The organism is Sphingomonas sp. NIBR02145 (genome assembly GCF_027359115.1).
GTDB lineage: Bacteria > Pseudomonadota > Alphaproteobacteria > Sphingomonadales > Sphingomonadaceae > Sphingomonas > Sphingomonas kyeonggiensis_A.
On the sequence record NZ_CP114791.1, the window covers coordinates 1,191,561 to 1,210,808 of the forward strand.

The following is a 19,248-nucleotide window of genomic DNA, read 5'->3' on the forward strand; positions in this document are numbered from 1 at the left end:
GTCCTGCCGTGGTTGGAACCCCCGTCGCTTCGCGCGCTCTTTGGCACGCTGACCGACAGGTTCGGCGAAGCGCCTCTCAGGGGCAAGCTTTTTTCCGTGGATAGCCCAGCTTGTGATCGCAAAAGCTGTACTTCACAGCTTCGCCGCAGCGCGGTAGAGTCCGCCCATGTTCGAGCGCTTTTTCCTCTCCCACCCGCGCGCCGTCGGCGAGACCTATGGCGAGCATGCCGCAACCGCTGCACGATTCGGCTTCACCATGATCGTCGGTGGCGCTGCCTGCGTCGTCCATTCGATCTTCCCGTCGCTGTTCGCCCGTACCGCAAGCGACGCCGTGAAGCGGCTCTATGCGCAGATGATGGCGCGCCAGCCGGGCATGAACGCCAAGCCGCTCGCGCATCAGCAGCCCGAGTGGCAGATCGAATACGAAATCTGAGCGGGGGGACCGCCTGACATGATCGAGCACGTCGCCATTATCGGCGCGGGCTTTTCGGGTACGTTGCAGGCGATCAACCTGCTCCGCCACGAAGGCCCCCGCGCAACCCTGATCGAACGCGCACCGGTGGCGGGCCTCGGCCTCGCCTATGGCGCCGCCCATCCCAGCCATGTGCTGAACGTCCGCGCCGCCAATATGAGCGCCTTTCCGGACGATCCCTCGCACTTCGTCCGCTGGCTCGAAGCGCGCGGCGTCGAGAATGCGGCGACTGCCTTCATCCCCCGCGTCACCTATGGCGAATATCTGCGCGAGCTGCTCGATGCCGCGCTGCTCGACCATCCCGACCGGCTCAGGCTGGTGCGCGATGAGGTCGACGACCTGGAATTCGCCGATGGCGTGACCGTGCGCCTCAAGGGCCAGACGATCGAAGCCGATGCCGCCGTGCTCGCGGTCGGCAACCTGCCCCCGCACGATCCGCCCGGCCTCGATCCCGAAGCGCTGTCGGGCAGCCGCTACAAGGGCGATCCCTGGGACGCGAGCGTGCCGGAGGGTCTCGGCCCCGACGATACCGTGCTGGTGATCGGCACCGGCCTGACGATGATCGACGTCGTCCTGCTGCTCGATGCGCGCGGCTTCCAGGGCAAGATCGTCGCCCTCTCCCGCCGCGGCCTGCTCCCGCGCAGCCATGCCCCGGGCAGCGATTGGAAGAAGCTGCAGGAACGCCCCGCCACCACCGCCTCGCGCCTGCTCCAAGCCGTCCGCAACCGCGGCGAGGAGATCGGCTGGCGCAACGCGGTCGATGAGCTGCGCCCCTTCACCCAGGCGATGTGGGGCAATGCCAGCGAAGCCGAGCGCGGCCGCTTCCTGCGCCATCTCCGTCCCTGGTGGGACGTGCATCGCCACCGCCTCGCGCCCGAGGTCTATGCCCGGCTGATGGCAGTGATCGAGCGCGGCCAGCTCGAGGTGATCGCCGGCAAGACGCTCGGCTTCGAGGAGAAGCCCGAAGGTATCGAGGTCACGCTGCGCCGCCGCGGTGCCGATGCGGCCGAGACCATGACGGTCCAGCGCATCATCAACTGCACCGGCCCGCTGGGCGATCTCAACCGCACCGAGGAGCCGCTGCTCCAGAAGCTCGCGGCGCGCGGCATGATCCGCCCGGATGCGGCGCATCTCGGCATCGATGTCGACAACCAGGGCCAGACAATCAACGCCGCTGGCGGCCCCAACGGCAATCTCTACGCGCTCGGCCCGATGACCCGCGGCGCCTTCTGGGAAATCGTCGCGGTGCCCGATATCCGCACCCAGACCTGGAGCGTCGCCCGGCGGCTCTCCAACGCACACTGGGTCGGCGGCGAAGGGCTGTAACACTCCGTCATCCCGGCGAAAGCCGGGATCTCGTGCGGCTCTCTTCCTGTGACTTCGCCTGAGATCCCGGCTTTCGCCGGGATGACGGCTGTTTGCACCGAGCAACTAGTATCAATTGACACTACATCCGCTTGCGACTAGCCCACGCCCATAATCTTGGAGCGTGCCCCATGACCGATCCTGCAAATCCGCTCGGCCTCAACGGCTTCGAATTCGTCGAATTCACCTCGCCCGATCCCGAGGCGATGGGGAAGCAGTTCGAGCAGCTCGGCTTCGTGCCGACGCATCGGCACCCGACCAAGAACATCACCCGCTACAAGCAGGGCCGCATCAACCTGATGCTCAACCGCGACGAGGCCGGCCGCGTGGCGGCGTTCCGCGGCGAGCACGGCCCCTCGGCCAGCGCAATGGCCTTCCGCGTCGCCGATCCGGCCAAGGCGATGGAATGGGCGCTCGCGCACGGCGCCAAGCCGACCGAGGAAGACGACACCGTCATCCAGGGCATCGGCGGCTCGTACCTCTATTTCATCCAGGACGGCACCGATCTCTATGCCGACTGGGCGGCGTTCGACGGCTGGGAAGCCGCCGAGGCCGAGAACAATGTCGGGCTCGACCTGCTCGACCACCTCACCCACAATGTCCGTCGCGGCCAGATGCGGGTGTGGTCGGAGTTCTACAAGACGCTCTTCGCCTTCGAGGAGCAGAAGTATTTCGACATCAAGGGCCAGGCTACCGGCTTGTTCAGCCAGGCGATGATCGCGCCCGACAAGGCGATCCGCATCCCGCTCAACGAGAGCCAGGACGACAAGAGCCAGATCGAGGAGTTCATCCGCGAGTATAAGGGCGAAGGCATCCAGCACCTCGCGCTGACCACCCCGGACATCTTCGACACGGTCGAGCGGCTGCGCGCCCGCGGCGTCAAGCTGCAGGACACGATCGAGACCTATTACGAGCTGGTCGACAAGCGCGTCCCCGGCCACGGCGAGGACCTCGAGCGCCTGCGCCGCAACCGCATCCTGATCGACGGCAATGTCGGCGACGAGGGCATCCTGCTCCAGATCTTCACCGAGAACATGTTCGGCCCGATCTTCTTCGAGATCATCCAGCGCAAGGGCAATGAAGGCTTCGGCAACGGCAACTTCCAGGCGCTGTTCGAATCCATCGAGCTAGACCAGATCCGCCGCGGCGTAATCAAGGTCGATGCCTGAACGCTTTCTTCACACAGGCACGCGAAAACGGCCGCGATTGCGTAGCCGCATTCCGTAGCGTAATGCGCCGGCCTGAGTGAACCATTTCATGCCACCCGCGTTAGGGTGGACGGAAGTTTGGAGAGGGAGACCGGGGGGAGCGACGCTTGTAGCGTAACGCGCTGCTCCACCCCGGCCACAACCTTCAGGCAAAGGCGGGCTCGCCCCGCACTTCGTCCCCGGCCCCTTCCCGGAACCGCGCTTCGTCGAGCAGTCCTTCGCGCTTGGCGACGATCACCGGCACCAGCATCTGCCCCGCCACATTGGTCGCGGTCCGGCCCATGTCGAGGATCGGGTCGATGGCGAGCAACAGCCCCACCCCGTCCAGCGGCAGGCCGAGCGTCGACAGGGTCAGCGTCAGCATCACCGTCGCGCCGGTCAGGCCCGCGGTCGCGGCCGAGCCCAGCACCGATACGATCGCGATCAGCGCATAATGCTCCAGCCCAAGCGGGATGCCGTAGAATTGCGCGACGAAGATCGCCGAGATCGCCGGATAGATCGCCGCGCAACCGTCCATCTTGGTGGTGGCACCCAGCGGCACGGCGAAGGCGGCATAGGCCCGCGGCACGCCCAGCGCGCGCTCGGTGATCTCCTCGGTAACCGGCAGGGTGCCGACCGAGGAGCGCGAGACGAAGCCGAGCTGGATCGCCGGCCAGGCCGAAGCGAAGAAGCGCAGCGGGCTCAGGCCATGCGCGAACAGCAGCACCGGGTAGACGACCAGCAGCACCAGCGCGAGACCGAGATAGACCGCGCCCGCATAGGTGCCGAGCGCCGCCAGCGACTCCCAGCCATAGCGGACCACCGCGTCGCCGATCAGCGCGGCGGTGCCGATCGGGGTCAGCCGGATCACCCAGCGCAGCAGCAGCCTGAACACGGAGAGCGCCGAGGCGTTGAAGTCGAGGAAGCGATGCCCCGCCTCGCCCGCCTTCACCGCCGCCGCGCCGATCGCGACCGCCAGCACGATGATCTGGAGCACGTTGAACGAAAGCCCGGTGGTCGCGCCGCCGTCATTCAGCTTGGTCGAAGCGGCGATCCCCAGGAAATTGGCCGGCACCAGCCCCTTGAGGAAGTCCAGCCAGCTGCCCGTGCTCGAAGGCGCGGCGGCAGCGGCAGCCGCCACCGCGCTATGATGCCCTGGCTGGAGCACCAACCCCAAGGTGATGCCGATCGCCACCGCGATGCCCGCGGTGATCGCGAACCACAGCAAGGTTCGCACCACCAGCCGCGCGGCATTGTTGAGATCGCGCAGCGCCGCGATCGACGCTACGATGGCGGTGAACACCAGCGGCGGCACCAGCACCTTGAGCAGCTGCACGAAGATCTGCCCGATCGTCTGCAGCGCCTGGGCCAGGCCATTGGCCGTCTCGCCGTCGCCGCCGATCGAGCGCGCCGCCAGCCCGAGCGCCAGCCCGGCAACCATGCCGATCGCAACCTGCACGCCGAAGCTCGGTAGGCGCCGCGGGGGTGCGGCTGCGCTGGTGGTGGCCATTGGTTACGACTCCGGAATTAAACCCACTAAAGAAGTAGGAATTAACCCGCTGCCGCCCAACAAAGTTTAGGTTCGCGCCCCTAAAGCTGCCCCGTCGCCAGATAGTAACATTTGACACTTTATGTGCGCCGCTACAGAGAGTCCGGCATGGAGAGGATGCGATGACCGACTATTTCCCCGGCTTCGGCAACCATGTTTCGACCGAGGCGGTCCCCGGCGCCCTGCCGGTTGGGCGCAACAGCCCGCAAAAGCCGGCCTATGGCCTCTATGCCGAGCAGCTTTCGGGCACGGCCTTCACCGCGCCGCGCCATGAGAACCGCCGGTCCTGGCTCTATCGCCTGCGCCCCACCGCCGAGCATCCGCCCTTCACCCGCTATCAGGGCGCGCCGCATTTCGCGGCTGACCTGCCCGGCGAGCCCCTGCCCCCCAATCGCCTGCGCTGGAACCCGGTAGAGGCACCCGCCCCGGGCACCGACCTGGTCGATGGCATGGTCACGATGCTAGCCAACCGCGATCCCGCCGATCTCGAGGGCGTGGCGGTGCATGTCTATGCCGCCAACAAGGACATGGAGGCCCGCGTCTTCTTCGACGCGGATGGCGAGCTGCTCTTCATCCCGCAGGCGGGCCGGCTGGCCCTGCTGACCGAGCTCGGCCGCATCGATGTCGCCCCTGGCCAGGTCGCCCTGATCCCGCGCGGCGTCCGTTTCCGCGCGCTGCTGCCCGATGGCAGCGCGACCGGCTATGTCGCGGAGAACCACGGCGCGCTGTTCCGCCTGCCCGATCTCGGCCCGATCGGCGCGAACGGCCTCGCCAATCCGCGCGACTTCGAGACGCCCGCCGCCTGGTTCGAGGATCGGGACGAGCCCTTCGAAGTGATCCAGAAGCACCTGGGCCACCTGTGGACCACCACCCTGCCCCACAGCCCGCTCGACGTGGTCGCCTGGCACGGCAATCTCGCGCCCTGGCGCTATGACCTCTCCCGGTTCAACACGATGAACACGGTGAGCTTCGACCACCCTGATCCCTCGATCTTCACGGTACTGACCTCGCCCTCGGACGTGCCGGGCCGCGCCAATGCGGACTTCGTGATCTTCCCGCCGCGCTGGATGGTCGCCGAGGACACGTTCCGCCCGCCCTGGTTCCACCGCAACATCATGTCCGAGGCGATGGGGCTGATCACCGGCGCCTATGACGCCAAGGCCGAAGGCTTCGCGCCCGGCGGCCTGTCGCTGCACAACCTGATGGCCGGCCACGGCCCCGACGTGACGAGCTGGCAGGGTGCGACCAACGCGGACCTCAAGCCGCACAAGATCGCCGGTACCATGGCCTTCATGGTCGAGACCTGCTGGCCCTATAAACCGACCCGCTACGCCCTCGACCGCGCCCAGCCCGACTATGACGCGGCGTGGGAGGGGTTCCCAAAGGCGCAGTTGCCCAAGTGAGTGAACGCCTCACCGAAACGCCTCCCAACGTCACCCTCGGCCCGCTCGACCTGATCGCCGACGGCAAGGCGCGCAACTTCGTCCTCGAAATGCGCGCCGGCCGCTTCCACGGCTTCGTCGTCCGCCGGGGCGAAACCGTGCGCGGCTATCTCGACCTTTGCGCACACATGGCGCTGCCGCTGTCGAACAAGCTCGACGACTACCTCACCCCCGATGGCAGCCATATCCAGTGCAGCTGGCACGGCGCGCTTTACCGGATCGAGGATGGCGTCTGCGTCGGCGGCCCGTGCACTGGCGCGAAGCTCCGCCCCTGGCCGGTGACGGTGATCGACGGCAAGATCGTCACTGCCTGATCGTCCTTGCGCGGGCTCGCGAAATGCGGGATTAGAGGCGATAATAAGTCAGCAATACTGACCATCTTTGGAGAGTGGCCATGACCCCCGATTTCGATTTCGGCCTGGGCGAAACTGCGGACATGATCCGCGAGACGACGCAGCGCTTCGCCAAGGAGCGTATCGAGCCGCTTGCCGCGAAGATCGATGCCGAGGACTGGTTCCCGCGCGACGAGCTCTGGCCCGCCATGGGCGAGCTCGGCCTGCACGGCATCACCGTCGAGGAAGAGTTTGGCGGCCTGGGCCTCGGCTATCTCGAGCATGTCATCGCGCAGGAAGAAATCGCCCGGGCTTCGGCCTCGATTGGCCTCTCTTACGGCGCCCATTCAAACCTTTGCGTCAACCAGATCCGCCGCTGGGCCAACCCGGAGCAGAAGGCGAAGTACCTTCCCAAGCTGATCTCGGGCGAGCATGTCGGCAGCCTCGCCATGTCGGAGGCCGGCGCCGGCTCGGACGTCGTCTCGATGACGCTGCGCGCCGAGAAGACCGATCGGGGCTACGTCCTCAACGGCACCAAGTTCTGGATCACCAACGCGGCCTATGCGGACACGCTGGTGGTCTACGCCAAGACCGGCGAGGGCTCGCGCGGCATCACCACCTTCCTGATCGAGAAGGACATGCCCGGCTTCTCGATCGGCCAGAAGATCGACAAGATGGGCATGCGCGGCTCGCCCACTGCCGAGTTGGTGTTCAACGATTGCGAAGTGCCCGAGGAAAACGTCATGGGCCCGCTCAACGGCGGCGTCGGCGTGCTGATGTCCGGCCTCGATTATGAGCGCACCGTGCTCTCGGGCATCCAGCTCGGCATCATGCAGGCCTGTCTCGACGTGGTCCTGCCCTATATCCGCGAGCGCAAGCAGTTCGGCCAGGCGATCGGCCATTTCCAGCTGATGCAGGCCAAGGTGGCGGACATGTACGTCGCGCTCAACAGCGCGCGTGCGTACGTCTATGCCGTGGCGAAGAGCTGCGACGCGGGCAAGACCACCCGCTTCGACGCGGCCGGCGCGATCCTGCTCGCGTCCGAGAGCGCGGTGAAAGTCTCGCTCGAGGCGATCCAGGCGCTGGGCGGTGCCGGCTATACCAAGGACTGGCCCGTCGAGCGCTTCGCTCGCGACGCCAAGCTGCTCGACATCGGCGCGGGCACCAACGAAATCCGCCGCATGCTGATCGGCCGGGAGCTGATCGGCGCTTGAAGGCGCTGCGCATCCTGGGCGTGATCGGCGCGATCCTGCTGATGGCGGGCGAAGGTTATCGCTCTTGGGGTGCGGGCCGCCCGGCGGTGTTCTGGATGGACGACATGCTCGCCGGCGCGATGATGATCGCCGCCGCGATTCTCATCGGCCGCCAGAGTTTCGCCACCCGCAGCTTCTTCGCGGCAAGCTGGGGCGTGGCGGTCGGCATGCTCTACGGCAGCTTCTTCGGGAAGCTCTACGATCCGGCGAACAGCAACCCGGGCAATTTCTCGATCGGCCTGCTGACCTGGCTGGTCGGCGCCGCCTTCGTCATCGCGATCGGCGGGCTGGTGGCGAGCATCGTGCTGCCCGGCCCGCACCGATAAACCTCCCCGAGCGTTGCCCGGGGAGGCGCATCCGGTCACCCTGCCTTCACGGTCTCCACCGCCTCGAGGATCGCCGCCGCGACGGCCTCGGGCTGCGACAGCAGCGAAAGATGCCCGGCCTTCAGCTCGGTGGTCTTGGCGTTCATCTGCGCCGCGAACTGGCGCTCGAGATCGACGTTCACCACCCGGTCCTCGGCAGAGACCAGATACCAGCACGGAAGGCTTTCCCAGGCGGCGATAGTCGCCGTGTCGCCGAAGGTGCTGGCGGCGAGCGGCGGCTGGACGGCCGCCAGCACCCGCGCCTCGGCTTCGGGCAGGTCATTGGCGACATCCTCGATCCAACCCTGCTCGCTGATCTTGAGATAGCCGTTGCCGTCGTCGCTGATCCTGCCCAGCGCCGGCGGTGCGGGGTACGCGCCGACCAGCGCGCCAAGCGTCTCGCCCGCCTTGGGCGCGAAGGCGGCGACATAGATCAGCGCCTTCACCTTGTCGTGCGCCCCGGCCTCGGTGATGACCGCTCCGCCCCAGCTATGGCCGGCCAGCACCACCGGCCCGGCCACGGCATCCAGCGCGCGCCGCGTCGCCGCGACATCGTCGGCCAGCGAATTGGTGGGGTTCTGCACCGCGACCACGCTCAGCCCTTCAGCCTGCAGCAACGGGATCACCCGCTGCCAGCTCGATCCGTCCGCCCAGGCGCCGTGCACCAGAACGACCGTTGGCGTGTCGGCTTTGCTATCCATGATCTTCACTCCAGGCAGGCGTCACCGGATTGGCGACGGTGCCAGCCTGGAGGCGGATCGGCGGTTCGATCAATCTGGCCTTGGGGTGTCGTGCCCACTCAAAGGAGTGAGCACGACGCCAATTTCACCAGATCTTCACGCGCTTGTCGGGCGTCAGGTACAGCTTCTCGTTCGGCTGGACATTGAACGCCGGATACCATGCGTCGAGATTGCGCACGGTGAAGGCACGCCAGCGACCCGGCGCGTGCGCATCGGTCGCCACTTCGGCCCGCAGCGCCTGGTCGCGCTGCTTCTCGCGCCAGCTCTGGGCAAAGGCGAGGAAGAAGCGCTGGTCGCCGGTCAGCCCGTTGATTACCGGCGCTTCCTTGCCCTTGAGCGAAGCGTGATACGCCTCATAGGCCGCGGTCAGCCCCGCCACGTCGGCGATGTTCTCGGCCAGCACCTGCTTGCCGTTGAGGAACAGCCCGGGCAGCACCTCATAGGCGCTATACTGCGCCGCCAGCGCCGCGCTCGCCTGCTCGAAATGCTTGAGATCCTCGGGCGTCCACCAGTTGCGCAGCTTGCCCGCGCTGTCGAAACTCGAACCGGTATTGTCGAAGCTGTGGCTGATCTCATGTCCGATGGTCGCGCCGATCGAGCCATAGTTCGCCGCCGCATCCGACTTGGGATCGTAGAACGGCGCCTGCAGGATCGCCGCCGGGAAGTTGAGCGCGTTTTGCAACGGCAGGTTGACCGCGTTGACGGTCTGCGGCGTCATCCACCACTCGCCCTTGTCCACCGGCTTGCCGATCTTGGCGAGCTGGTGCGCCGTCTCTGCCTTGTCCGCGCGGATCAGGTTGCCGACCGGATCGTCCGCCTTCACGTCGAGCGACGCATAGCTGCGCCACGTCTCGGGATAGCCGACACCGACGCGCATCGTCTCGATCTTCTTGCGCGCCTCGGCCTTGGTCGCCTCGTCCATCCAGCTGAGCCCGGCGACGCGCTTGTCGAACGCCGCCTTGATGTTGGCCACCATGTTCTGGATGTCGGCCTTGGACGAGGCCGGGAAATAGTCCTTCACATAAAGCTGGCCGACCGCATCACCCAGATTGTTGTTCACGCTGGCGATCGCGCGCTTGTCACGCGGACGCATCGCCTGCTGGCCGCGCAGTTGCTTCGCGAAGAAGTCGAAGCTCGCCTGGTCGAACCGGCTCGGCAGCACCGAGGTGACCTGGTTGATCTGGTGGAAGGCCAGCCAGTCCTGCCACGCCTCGACCGGCTCACTCTCGACCAGCTTGGCCAGCTTCACCGTGGTATCGGGCTGCCAGACGATGAATTCCTGCTGCGAGCCGAGGCCCGCCGCGGCCCAGAAGCCGTCCCAGTCGATCCCCGGCGCCTTGGCGGCGAAGTCGGCCTTCTTCCACCAGTTATCCGCCTTCTTCACGTCCTGGCTGGCGACCAGGTCGGTATGCGCGGTCGCGATCTTCGTCTCCAGGTCGAACACCCGCCCGGCACGCGCCGCCGGATCGCTCATTCCGGCCAGCGTGAAGATCTTGACCAGATACGCCTTGTAGCCCTCGCGCGCCTTCTTCATCTCCTCGGTCTGCGAGAGATAATAGTCGCGGTCCTCGAGCCCCAGCCCGCCCTGCAGCACATAGGGCACGGTCACGTCAGGCTTGTCGAGCGCCTGGCTCACCCACAGGCCGAACAGATTCTCGGTGTGGAAGTTGGTCGCGTTGAGCGGATCGACGTCGGCGCGGACATTGCCGCCGAGCATCGCCGAAAGCGCCTTCTTGTCCTTGATCGCCGCGATCGCATCCAGCGTCGGCTTGAGCGGCGTGATCCCCCGCGCCTCGATCGCGCCGGTATCGGTATAGGCATTGTACCAGTCGGCGATCCGCCGCGTGTCAGTGCCCGCCGCCGCATTGGCCTTCAGCGCGGCATCGATGATCGCCTTGTTGTTCGTCTCGGACTTGTTGAACACGTCGAGGAACATGCCGGTCGCGGTGCGGTCGGCCGGGATCTCGGTCTTGGCGCGCCAGCCGCCATTGGCATATTCCTCGAAATCGTCGCCCGGCTTCACCTGCTTGTCGAGCCCGACCAGGTCGACGCCGACGCCGGTGCCGGCCGAAACGCTGGTGCCCGCGCCATTGCCGGAGGGCGTGCATGCGGTGGTCGCGAGCAACGCCGCGACGAGGAGTGCATGGGTCTTCAAGGCGACTCTCCTGTATTGCTGTATGGCAGGGGTGCTACTCCTGCGTTTCCCTTTTCGCCAGCACCTTCCCATGCCCGCTCCGGCGGTGTAGGGAGAAGAAAACTAGGACAGGAAGGATGCCCTATCTATGAGCGCCCCGGTGCTCGATTCGAGGGTTGCGGCCGACAGCGCGGAATTCCGCGCGCGTGCCGCCCATAACCGCGCGCTGGTCGATCAGCTCCGCGCCGATGTCGCCCAGGCAGCGCTCGGCGGCTCTGAGGCTTCGCGCACCCGCCACACCAGTCGCGGCAAGCTGCTGCCCCGCGAACGCGTCGAGCGGCTGCTCGATCCGGGCGCGCCGTTCCTCGAGATCGGCCAGCTCGCCGCCTGCGACATGTACGAGGGCGAAGTCCCCGGCGCCGGCATGATCGCCGGAGTCGGCCGCGTCTCCGGCCGCACCGTGATGATCGTCTGCAACGACGCCACGGTGAAGGGCGGCACCTATTATCCGATGACGGTGAAGAAGCATCTCCGCGCCCAGGAGATCGCCGAGCAGAACCGCCTGCCCTGCATCTACCTGGTCGATTCGGGCGGCGCCAACCTGCCCCACCAGGCCGAGGTCTTCCCCGATCGCGATCATTTCGGCCGGATCTTCTTCAACCAGGCGAACATGTCGGCCAAGGGCATCCCGCAGATCGCCTGTGTGATGGGCAGCTGCACGGCGGGCGGCGCCTATGTCCCCGCCATGTCCGACGAGACGGTGATCGTCCGCGAGCAGGGCACGATCTTCCTCGCCGGCCCGCCGCTGGTGAAGGCCGCCACCGGCGAAGTGATCAGCGCCGAGGACCTGGGCGGCGGCGACCTGCATGCGCGCAAGTCGGGCGTGGTCGATCATCTCGCCGAGAATGACGAGCATGCGCTGACCATCGTCCGCGACATTATCAGCCACCTCCCCGCCGATCGCGAGCCGGACCTCAAGCTGCTCGATCCCCGGGCGCCGAAATACGAAGCCGAAGAGCTGTACGGGATCATCCCCGAAGACGTCCGCGCACCCTATGACGTGCACGAGGTGATTGCCCGGATCACCGACAACAGCGAATTCCACGAGTTCAAGGCGCTCTACGGCAGCTCGCTGGTCTGCGGCTTCGCGCATATCTGGGGCATGCCGGTCGGCATCATCGCCAATAACGGCGTGCTGTTCAGCGAGAGCGCGCAGAAGGGCGCGCATTTCATCGAGCTATGCTGTCAGCGCCGCATCCCCCTGCTCTTCCTCCAGAACATCTCCGGCTTCATGGTCGGTGGGAAGTATGAGGCGGAAGGCATTGCAAAACATGGCGCAAAGCTGGTCAACGCTGTCGCCACCGCGACCGTACCCAAGATCACCGTGCTGATCGGCGGCAGCTTCGGCGCCGGCAATTACGGCATGTGCGGCCGCGCCTATTCGCCCCGCTTCCTGTTCACCTGGCCCAACAGCCGCATCTCGGTGATGGGCGGAGAGCAAGCCGCTTCGGTGCTCGCCACAGTCCACCGCGATGCCGACAAATGGACGCCGGAGGAGACGGAAGCCTTCAAGGCCCCGATCCGCCAGCGCTACGAGGACGAAGGCAACCCCTGGCACGCCACCGCGCGGCTATGGGACGACGGCATCATCGACCCGGCCCAGACCCGTGACGTCCTCGGCATCGCGCTGGCCGCAACGCTCAACGCGCCGATCCCGGAGCGGCCCGCGTTCGGCGTGTTCCGGATGTGATGAGGCCTAACGCCTTCTCTTCATTCCTCCCCGAGCTTGCCTCGGGGAGGGGGACCGCCCGGCGCAGCCGGGTGGTGGAGGGGCAATCGCGACCGCGCCTCGGCAACGACCCCGCGCAATACAGCATCCAGATCCCGCAAAACCTCGGCCACCGGAATCCGCAGCGTCGCTATCCCGCATTCGGCCAGCCAGGCATCCCGCTGAGTATCCCGGGCAGGCCGCTCGCCAAATCCATGCGCCTCGCCATCCACCTCGATCGCAAGCCGCGCGTCGCTGCAATAGAAGTCGAGACTGAACGCACCCGTCGCATGCTCGTGACGAAACTTGAGCCCGGCCGGTCGCTTGCGCAGCTCCCGCCACAACAGGCCCTCCGGCAAACTCATCTCACGTCGCCGCGCTCGCGCCCGCTGCACGGCGCGCTTGCTCCCTTTCGGCGCATAATCCTTGAACATCGCACCTGCCCCTCCACCATGCTTCGCATGGTCCCCCTCCCCGAGACTAGCTCGGGGAGGAATTGAAAGGTCCGCTATGAAGCTTGTTGTCGCAGCCGCCCTCCTCCTCGCCCCGCTCCCAGCGCTGGCCCAGTCCGGCCCCGTCACGCCCGCCGCCAAGCTCCCCCCGGCCAATCCGCTCCCCTATGAGGATGCCGAAGCCGCCGCCGTGCTGGCCCCGATCAACGCCATGTTCGCCGGGCTCGCCGCGCATGACGGCGCCGCGATCCTTGCTCAGACGCGCCCCGAGGGCGGTGCCACCGTCGCGGTCGAGAAGCCCGACGGCAGCCGCGCGATCCGCCACCTCAGCTGGGCCGATTTCGCCGGCGGCATCAAGCCCGGCCCGGAGAAGCTGGAGGAGCGCATCTCCACCCCTGCGATCGAAGTCGATGGCGACATCGCCATGGTCTGGGCGCCCTATGTCTTCCTGATCGACGGCAAGGCGCACCATTGCGGCATCAACCATTTCGACCTGCTTCGCGAGAATGGCAGCTGGAAGGTGCTCAACGTCACCTGGTCGCAGCGCACCACCGGGTGCACCGCGCAATGAGCCGCGACACCCTCTTCCTGCTCGACCCCGACTGGGCCGATCCGGCCCATGGCGGCGAGCGGCATTTCTACTGCAAGGAATGCATGATCGTGGAAGGCCTGCTCGCCACCTTCCCCGAGCGCGCGAAGGACATCGACGTCGTCCGCGTCGCCTGGCCGCGCCCGCGCGCGGCGGTGGTGGAGGCAATCGGCGCGGACAACCAGAACCTGCCGGCCCTGGTTTGGGACGGTGGCTTCGCCAACGACATCGAAGCGTTGCTGGCGGCTCTCGCCGAACGTCATGGTTTCCCGGAGCGCCACCCTTGAGCACTGGAAATGTAGGATTTTCCATGTTGAAACGAGATTCTGGAGCGCCCCAATGTCGGCCGCTCGCACATGCGTGGGGATTCAAGGGATTCAAGATAATGCACAACCAGATGGTTGAATATCGATGATCCGGTCCCTGCTTATCGCCAATCGCGGGGAGATCGCCTGCCGCATCATCCGCACCGCGCGCGAGATGGGCATCCGCACCGTCGCGGTCTTCTCCGATGCCGACGCGAAAGCGCTCCATGTTCGCCAGGCGGATCAGGCCGTCCATATCGGCCCCTCGCCCGCCCGCGAGAGCTATCTGGTCGGCGACAAGATCATCGCAGCTGCCAAGGCGACTGGGGCAGAGGCGATCCACCCCGGCTATGGCTTCCTGTCGGAGAATGCCGACTTCGCCGAAGCGGTGATCGCTGCCGGGCTGGTCTGGGTCGGCCCGAAGCCCGACAGCATCCGCGCCATGGGCCTGAAGGATGCCGCCAAGGCACGGATGATCGCCGCCGGCGTGCCCGTCACCCCCGGCTATCTCGGCGAGGACCAGTCTCCCGACCGGCTCCAGGCAGAGGCGGACGCGATCGGCTATCCCGTGCTTATCAAGGCCGTGGCCGGCGGCGGCGGCAAGGGCATGCGGCTGGTCGAGGCTGCGGGGGAGTTCCTCGACGCCCTCGCTTCCTGCAAGCGCGAGGCCGCCAGCTCGTTCGGCGACGACCGGGTGCTGCTCGAGAAGTACATTCTCTCACCGCGCCATATCGAAGTGCAGGTGTTCGGCGACACGCACGGCAATGTGGTCCACCTGTTCGAGCGCGACTGCTCGCTCCAGCGCCGCCACCAGAAGGTGATCGAGGAAGCCCCCGCGCCGGGCATGGACGAAGAAACGCGCGAAACGATCTGCGCTGCCGCCGTCCGCGCCGCGCAGGCGGTCGACTATGTCGGCGCCGGCACGATCGAGTTCATCGCCGACGCCAGCGAAGGCCTGCGCGCCGACCGTATCTGGTTCATGGAGATGAACACCCGCCTCCAGGTCGAGCATCCGGTGACCGAGGAGATCACCGGCCAGGACCTGGTCGAATGGCAGCTGCGCGTCGCCTCGGGCGAGCCGCTGCCGCTCCGCCAGGACGAGCTTGAGATCAACGGCCACGCCATGGAAGCGCGGCTCTATGCCGAGGACCCGGCCAAGGGCTTTCTGCCCTCGACAGGCACGCTCGAAATCTACCGCGCGTTCGACGATATTCGCGAGGACGCCGGCGTCGAGGAAGGCGACACGATCTCGCCTTTCTACGATCCGATGATCGCCAAGCTGATCGCACATGCCGAGACCCGCCAGGAGGCCATCGAGCAGTTGAGCGACGCCTGCCATTCCACGGACATCTATCCGGTCAGAACCAACGCCGCCTTTCTGCGGCGCGCGCTCGACCATGAGGATTTCCAGGCCGGACAGATCGACACCGGCTTTATCGAGAAGCATCTCGACGCGCTCCTGCCCCCGGCCGACCTGCGCGAGACCGTGATTATGGACGCGATCACCACCCTTGCCGCCTATGAGCAGGAGGATCACTGGTTCTCGAGCAACGGTGCCCAGCCCTTCGCGGCGCCATCGGGCAAACCGTCGCGCGATATCACCGGTTTCCGGCTGAATCGGCAGCCCGAGCGCAAGATTCGCGTGATGCACGGCGGCACCATCTATGAGCGCGAGCTGCCGCCCAACTGGCAAAATCGCTTCCCGGTCTTCGCCGAGCCGGTTGCGGGTGGTTTCGTCATCTGGGACGACGCCCAGAATTTTCTGTTCACACCGGTGCGGCACGAAGGGCGCTCCGGCGGCACCGCCGGCGACGGCGCGATCCTCGCCCCGATGCCGGGCCGCGTGACCTCGGTCGAGGTCGTGAAGGGCGACAGCGTCACCAAGGGCCAGCGCCTGGTCACGCTGGAGGCGATGAAGATGGAACATGGCCTCACTGCCCCATTCGATGGCATCGTCACCGAGCTCACCGTGGCGCAAGGCAGCCAGGTGAGCGAAGGTACGCTGCTGGTGAAGGTCGAGAAGGCGGACTAACCCCAACCGTCACCCTGAACTTGTTTCAGGGTCCAACCTTCCACGGGCGATACCGCTTGTGGTGCCTTGGATGCTGAAACAAGTTCAGCATGACGAAGAAGAAGGCGGATCGAATGGCAGGCAGGTTCTACGACGAATGGCAGGTTGGCGACACCGTCGCCCACGAACTCCGCCGCACGGTGACGGAGACGGACAACCTGCTGTTCTCGACGATGACCCACAACACCCAGCCGCTCCATCTCGATGCTGAGGCGGCGAAGGCGAGCGAGTTCGGCCAGATCCTCGTCAACGGCACCTTCACCTTCAGCCTGATGGTCGGCATCACCGTAGGCGACACCACCGCCGGCACGCTGGTCGCCAATCTCGGCTATGACCAGCTACGAATGCCCAAGCCCGTCTTCATCGGCGACACGCTGCACGCCGAGAGCGAAGTGGTCGAGCTGCGCCCCAGCAAGTCGCGCCCCGGCCAGGGCATCGTCACCTGGCAGCACCGCATGCTCAACCAGCGCGGCGAGCTGGTCTGCGAATGCCTGCGCTCGGCCCTGCTCAAGAGCCGGCCGGCGGCATGACGGACCATGCCGACATCGTCGTGATCGGCGGCGGTGCGGCGGGCGTCGGCGCGCTGCGCACCCTCGCCGATGCCGGAAGGGACGTGCTGCTGCTCGAGGCGCAGGACCGGCTCGGCGGCCGCGCCCATACCGTCCATATCGCCGGCATGCCGATCGACATGGGCGCGGGCTGGCTCCATTCGGCGCCGAAGAACCCGTGGGTAGGCATTGCGGAGGCGCGCGGCTTCACGGTCTATCGCGCCCCGGCCCGCTGGGGCGAGCAATGGCGCGAAATCGGCGCCACCAAGGCCGAGCAGCAGGCGCTGTGGCACGCCTTCGAAGCCTTCATGGAGGCGATGCGCACCCCACCGCCCAGCGACTGCGCCGCCGATCTCCTGCCTCCGAACGGCGAATGGAACCCCGCGCTCGACGCGCTCTCCGGCTATATCAACGGCGCCCCGATGCGCGAGATGTCGGCGATCGACTGGCAGGCCTATGAGAACGAATCGATCGACGTGAACTGGCGCGTCGAGCAGGGCTATGGCGCGCTGGTCTCCTCGCACGCCGCCTGGCTACCGGTAGTGCTCGGCACTCCGGTCACTGCGATCGACACCTCGGGCCGGCAGCTCCGCATCGAGACCCCGCGCGGGAGCATCACCGCGAATTCCGCGATCATCACCGTCTCGAGCAACGTCCTCGCCAGCGGCGCGATCCGCCTGCCGGGGCACGACGCGATCCTCCACGCCGCCGCCCAGCTCCCGCTCGGCCTGGCCGACAAGCTGTTCTTCACGCTGGAGGACGCGGATGATGTCGACGACAACGCCCATCTCCTCGGCAATCCACGCAGCGCGCTGACCGGCACCTATACGCTCAAGCCGCTCGGCCGGCCGCTGGTCGAGTGCATGCTCGGCGGCGAAGGCGCGCGGGCGATGGAGAAGGCAGGGTTGAACGGCGCCGCCGATTTCGCGATCGGCGAACTGGTCCACCTGCTCGGCAGCGACTGGCGCAGGAAGCTCCGGTTCGTCGCCGGCTCGGCCTGGGGCCGCGAGACCTATGTCCTGGGCGGCTACAGCCACGCCCGCCCCGGCCAGCACGCCGCGCGCGCGGTGCTGCGCGCCGGCGCCGACCCGCGCATCCGCTTCGCCGGCGAAGCGACCTCGGACGGCGAATTCTCCACCGCCCACGGCGCCTACAACACCGGCGTCGCGGCGGCGAAGGCGCTGCTCTAGGCCGCCTTCCCCCGCGCCACAGGATTGGAAAACTCCATCTCCTGGTCGATCCCTCCGAACTTGAGCGCCATCACGTCGCGCGCGTAATTCTGGTTCAGCCGCCACGGCTTGCGCGAGCCCTGGCGCGGCAGCTTGTCGTTGGCGCGCTGGACATAGCCCGAGGTGAAGTCGAGGAACGGGACTTCCTCCACCGGCGCCGCGATCCGCGGGGTCACCTGGCGCATCCCGCGCTTCTTCATCGCATTGAGCAGCCGCGTCACATAGTTCGCGGTCAGGTCGCTCTTCAGCGTCCAGCTCGCATTGGTATAGCCGAACGAGATCGCGAAATTGGGCACGTCCGCGAACATCATGCCCTTGTAGGTCATCGCCTTGCCGGGATCGAAGGCCTTGCCATCGACACGGATCGGCATCCCGCTGAACAGCTGGATCTCCAGCCCCGTCGCGGTCACCACCAGGTCGGCCGCGATCTCCTTGCCCGAGCCGAGCTTGAGCCCGTCCGCCGTGAAGTGATCGATCGTGTCGGTCACCACCTCGGCCTTGCCGGTCTTGATCGAAGCGAACAGGTCCGCATCGGGCACCAGGCATACGCGCTGGTCCCAGGGATTGTAGCGCGGGGTGAAGTGCGTCCCCACGTCATAGTCCGGTCCCAGCTCGTCCTGGACCATCTGGACGATCCGTTCCCTGGCCTTGTCCGGGTTCTTGCGCGCCAGCCCGTAGAAGAATTGCTGGAGCAGCACATTCTTCCACCGCGTGATGCCATAGGCGGTCTTTGCCGGCATCCAGCTGCGCATCCAGTTCGCCACCGCGTCCTGCGAGGGCCGCGAGACGATGTAGGTCGGCGAGCGCTGCAGCATCGTCACATGCGCCGCCTGCTTGGCCAGCTCGGGCACCAGGGTCACCGCGGTCGCGCCGCTGCCGATCACGACGACGCGCTTGTCCTTGTAGTCGATCTCCGGCGTCCAGAATTGCGGATGGACCACCCGCCCCTTGAAGTCTGCCACGCCGGCGAAATCGGGCGTGTAGCCCCGCGCGTAATTATAATAGCCGGTGCACAGGAACAGGAAGGCGCAGGTGAAGGTCACCGCTTCCCCGCCCCGTTCGGCGGTGACGGTCCATAATGCGTCGGCTGAAGACCAGCTCGCCCCCGTCACCCGCGTCGAATAGCGGATATGCTCGTCGATGCCGTAGTCCTTCACGGCCTCGTCGAGATAGTTGAGGATCGAGGGACCGTCGGCGATCGCCTTGCTCTCGGTCCAGGGCCGGAAGGAGAAGCCGAGCGTGAACATGTCCGAGTCCGATCGGATGCCCGGATAGCGGAACAGGTCCCAGGTCCCGCCCAGCCGCTCGCGCCCCTCGAGCACGACATAGGAGCGGTCCGGGCTGTTCTTCTGCAGGTGCCAGGCCGCGCCGACGCCGGAGATTCCGGCGCCCACGATCACCACGTCGAAATGCTCGGCCATGTCCTCTCCCGATCTTCTGTTTACAT

At 66.6% G+C, this 19,248-nt stretch carries 18 protein-coding genes; 13 read left to right on the plus strand and 5 right to left on the minus strand.

What is annotated here, in order from left to right:
• Positions 1 to 166: 166 nt before the first annotated feature.
• The 3 genes from O3305_RS05560 to hppD all read left to right on the plus strand — a co-directional run bounded on the left by O3305_RS05560 (position 167) and on the right by hppD (position 3,006).
• Positions 167 to 433, plus strand: a complete 267-nt coding sequence (locus O3305_RS05560; protein ID WP_184165650.1) for a DUF6356 family protein — start codon at positions 167 to 169, stop codon at positions 431 to 433.
• Positions 434 to 451: 18 nt separating this feature from the next.
• The gene (locus tag O3305_RS05565; protein WP_269575499.1) at positions 452 to 1,798 is read left to right on the plus strand and encodes an FAD/NAD(P)-binding protein; all 1,347 of its coding nucleotides are present in this window, start codon (positions 452 to 454) and stop codon (positions 1,796 to 1,798) included.
• 170 nt (positions 1,799 to 1,968) lie between these two features.
• On the plus strand, positions 1,969 to 3,006 hold the full coding sequence (gene hppD / locus O3305_RS05570) for a 4-hydroxyphenylpyruvate dioxygenase (protein ID WP_269575500.1): 1,038 nt from the start codon (positions 1,969 to 1,971) through the stop codon (positions 3,004 to 3,006).
• Between the two features lie 184 nt (positions 3,007 to 3,190).
• Here the strand turns inward: hppD and O3305_RS05575 are convergent, their stop codons facing one another.
• Entirely contained in the window at positions 3,191 to 4,534 is a 1,344-nt protein-coding gene (locus O3305_RS05575; protein ID WP_269575501.1) for a dicarboxylate/amino acid:cation symporter, read from the minus strand.
• Positions 4,535 to 4,695: 161 nt separating this feature from the next.
• Between O3305_RS05575 and hmgA the strand changes: the two genes are divergently transcribed.
• From hmgA to O3305_RS05595, 4 genes are all read left to right on the plus strand, one after another.
• Positions 4,696 to 5,976 carry a homogentisate 1,2-dioxygenase gene (gene hmgA, locus O3305_RS05580; protein WP_269575502.1) on the plus strand — a complete coding sequence of 427 codons (1,281 nt, stop codon included), beginning with the start codon at positions 4,696 to 4,698 and terminating at the stop codon, positions 5,974 to 5,976.
• The gene (locus O3305_RS05585) at positions 5,973 to 6,329 is read left to right on the plus strand and encodes a Rieske (2Fe-2S) protein (protein WP_269575503.1); all 357 of its coding nucleotides are present in this window, start codon (positions 5,973 to 5,975) and stop codon (positions 6,327 to 6,329) included. Before hmgA ends, O3305_RS05585 begins: the two co-directional genes overlap by 4 nt.
• Before the next feature lie 80 nt (positions 6,330 to 6,409).
• The gene (locus O3305_RS05590; protein WP_269575504.1) at positions 6,410 to 7,561 is read left to right on the plus strand and encodes an isovaleryl-CoA dehydrogenase; all 1,152 of its coding nucleotides are present in this window, start codon (positions 6,410 to 6,412) and stop codon (positions 7,559 to 7,561) included.
• Complete coding sequence (locus O3305_RS05595) at positions 7,558 to 7,926, plus strand: hypothetical protein (protein WP_269575505.1); 369 nt, start codon at positions 7,558 to 7,560, stop codon at positions 7,924 to 7,926. The genes O3305_RS05590 and O3305_RS05595 overlap by 4 nt, the downstream gene beginning before the upstream one ends.
• Positions 7,927 to 7,961: 35 nt before the next feature.
• Here O3305_RS05595 and O3305_RS05600 read toward each other — a convergent pair whose 3' ends face one another.
• Together O3305_RS05600 and O3305_RS05605 are read right to left on the minus strand one after the other, a co-directional pair.
• Positions 7,962 to 8,666 (minus strand): alpha/beta fold hydrolase, encoded by a 705-nt coding sequence (locus tag O3305_RS05600; RefSeq protein WP_269575506.1) that lies wholly within the window; start codon positions 8,664 to 8,666, stop codon positions 7,962 to 7,964.
• A gap of 124 nt (positions 8,667 to 8,790) precedes the next feature.
• Positions 8,791 to 10,860, minus strand: a complete 2,070-nt coding sequence (locus O3305_RS05605; RefSeq protein WP_269575507.1) for a M13 family metallopeptidase — start codon at positions 10,858 to 10,860, stop codon at positions 8,791 to 8,793.
• A gap of 127 nt (positions 10,861 to 10,987) precedes the next feature.
• Here O3305_RS05605 and O3305_RS05610 point away from each other — a divergent pair, with 127 nt between their 5' ends.
• Positions 10,988 to 12,589: a carboxyl transferase domain-containing protein gene (locus O3305_RS05610; RefSeq protein WP_269575508.1), complete on the plus strand. Its 1,602-nt coding sequence runs from the start codon at positions 10,988 to 10,990 to the stop codon at positions 12,587 to 12,589.
• Positions 12,590 to 12,609: 20 nt separating this feature from the next.
• On the opposite strand, the gene O3305_RS05615 is transcribed toward O3305_RS05610, so the two are convergent.
• Entirely contained in the window at positions 12,610 to 13,041 is a 432-nt protein-coding gene (locus tag O3305_RS05615) for an endonuclease domain-containing protein (RefSeq protein ID WP_269575509.1), read from the minus strand.
• A 76-nt stretch (positions 13,042 to 13,117) separates the two neighbouring features.
• On the opposite strand from O3305_RS05615, the gene O3305_RS05620 reads away from it, so the two are divergent.
• The 5 genes from O3305_RS05620 to O3305_RS05640 all read left to right on the plus strand — a co-directional run bounded on the left by O3305_RS05620 (position 13,118) and on the right by O3305_RS05640 (position 17,762).
• Positions 13,118 to 13,630 (plus strand): nuclear transport factor 2 family protein, encoded by a 513-nt coding sequence (locus O3305_RS05620; protein ID WP_269575510.1) that lies wholly within the window; start codon positions 13,118 to 13,120, stop codon positions 13,628 to 13,630.
• Positions 13,627 to 13,935 (plus strand): DUF3088 family protein, encoded by a 309-nt coding sequence (locus O3305_RS05625; RefSeq protein ID WP_269575511.1) that lies wholly within the window; start codon positions 13,627 to 13,629, stop codon positions 13,933 to 13,935. The genes O3305_RS05620 and O3305_RS05625 overlap by 4 nt, the downstream gene beginning before the upstream one ends.
• A gap of 124 nt (positions 13,936 to 14,059) precedes the next feature.
• Positions 14,060 to 15,985, plus strand: coding sequence for an acetyl/propionyl/methylcrotonyl-CoA carboxylase subunit alpha (locus O3305_RS05630; RefSeq protein ID WP_269575512.1), 1,926 nt, complete (start codon positions 14,060 to 14,062; stop codon positions 15,983 to 15,985).
• A gap of 113 nt (positions 15,986 to 16,098) precedes the next feature.
• Complete coding sequence (locus tag O3305_RS05635; RefSeq protein ID WP_269575513.1) at positions 16,099 to 16,554, plus strand: MaoC family dehydratase; 456 nt, start codon at positions 16,099 to 16,101, stop codon at positions 16,552 to 16,554.
• The gene (locus tag O3305_RS05640; RefSeq protein ID WP_269575514.1) at positions 16,551 to 17,762 is read left to right on the plus strand and encodes a flavin monoamine oxidase family protein; all 1,212 of its coding nucleotides are present in this window, start codon (positions 16,551 to 16,553) and stop codon (positions 17,760 to 17,762) included. The genes O3305_RS05635 and O3305_RS05640 overlap by 4 nt, the downstream gene beginning before the upstream one ends.
• Here the strand turns inward: O3305_RS05640 and O3305_RS05645 are convergent.
• Entirely contained in the window at positions 17,759 to 19,222 is a 1,464-nt protein-coding gene (locus O3305_RS05645) for a flavin-containing monooxygenase (RefSeq protein WP_269575515.1), read from the minus strand. The two genes, O3305_RS05640 and O3305_RS05645, sit on opposite strands and share 4 nt — an antisense overlap.
• Between the last annotated feature and the right edge of the window lie 26 nt (positions 19,223 to 19,248).

Bases quoted from the DNA above. Each gene is read 5' to 3' on its own strand.
- O3305_RS05560 (WP_184165650.1), top strand. From the start codon at position 167: ATGTTCGAGCGCTTTTTCCTCTCCCACCCGCGCGCCGTCGGCGAGACC.
- O3305_RS05565 (WP_269575499.1), top strand. From the start codon at position 452: ATGATCGAGCACGTCGCCATTATCGGCGCGGGCTTTTCGGGTACGTTG.
- hppD (WP_269575500.1), top strand. From the start codon at position 1,969: ATGACCGATCCTGCAAATCCGCTCGGCCTCAACGGCTTCGAATTCGTC.
- O3305_RS05575 (WP_269575501.1), bottom strand. From the start codon at position 4,534: ATGGCCACCACCAGCGCAGCCGCACCCCCGCGGCGCCTACCGAGCTTC.
- hmgA (WP_269575502.1), top strand. From the start codon at position 4,696: ATGACCGACTATTTCCCCGGCTTCGGCAACCATGTTTCGACCGAGGCG.
- O3305_RS05590 (WP_269575504.1), top strand. From the start codon at position 6,410: ATGACCCCCGATTTCGATTTCGGCCTGGGCGAAACTGCGGACATGATC.
- O3305_RS05600 (WP_269575506.1), bottom strand. From the start codon at position 8,666: ATGGATAGCAAAGCCGACACGCCAACGGTCGTTCTGGTGCACGGCGCC.
- O3305_RS05610 (WP_269575508.1), top strand. From the start codon at position 10,988: ATGAGCGCCCCGGTGCTCGATTCGAGGGTTGCGGCCGACAGCGCGGAA.
- O3305_RS05615 (WP_269575509.1), bottom strand. From the start codon at position 13,041: ATGTTCAAGGATTATGCGCCGAAAGGGAGCAAGCGCGCCGTGCAGCGG.
- O3305_RS05620 (WP_269575510.1), top strand. From the start codon at position 13,118: ATGAAGCTTGTTGTCGCAGCCGCCCTCCTCCTCGCCCCGCTCCCAGCG.
- O3305_RS05625 (WP_269575511.1), top strand. From the start codon at position 13,627: ATGAGCCGCGACACCCTCTTCCTGCTCGACCCCGACTGGGCCGATCCG.
- O3305_RS05630 (WP_269575512.1), top strand. From the start codon at position 14,060: ATGATCCGGTCCCTGCTTATCGCCAATCGCGGGGAGATCGCCTGCCGC.
- O3305_RS05635 (WP_269575513.1), top strand. From the start codon at position 16,099: ATGGCAGGCAGGTTCTACGACGAATGGCAGGTTGGCGACACCGTCGCC.
- O3305_RS05640 (WP_269575514.1), top strand. From the start codon at position 16,551: ATGACGGACCATGCCGACATCGTCGTGATCGGCGGCGGTGCGGCGGGC.
- O3305_RS05645 (WP_269575515.1), bottom strand. From the start codon at position 19,222: ATGGCCGAGCATTTCGACGTGGTGATCGTGGGCGCCGGAATCTCCGGC.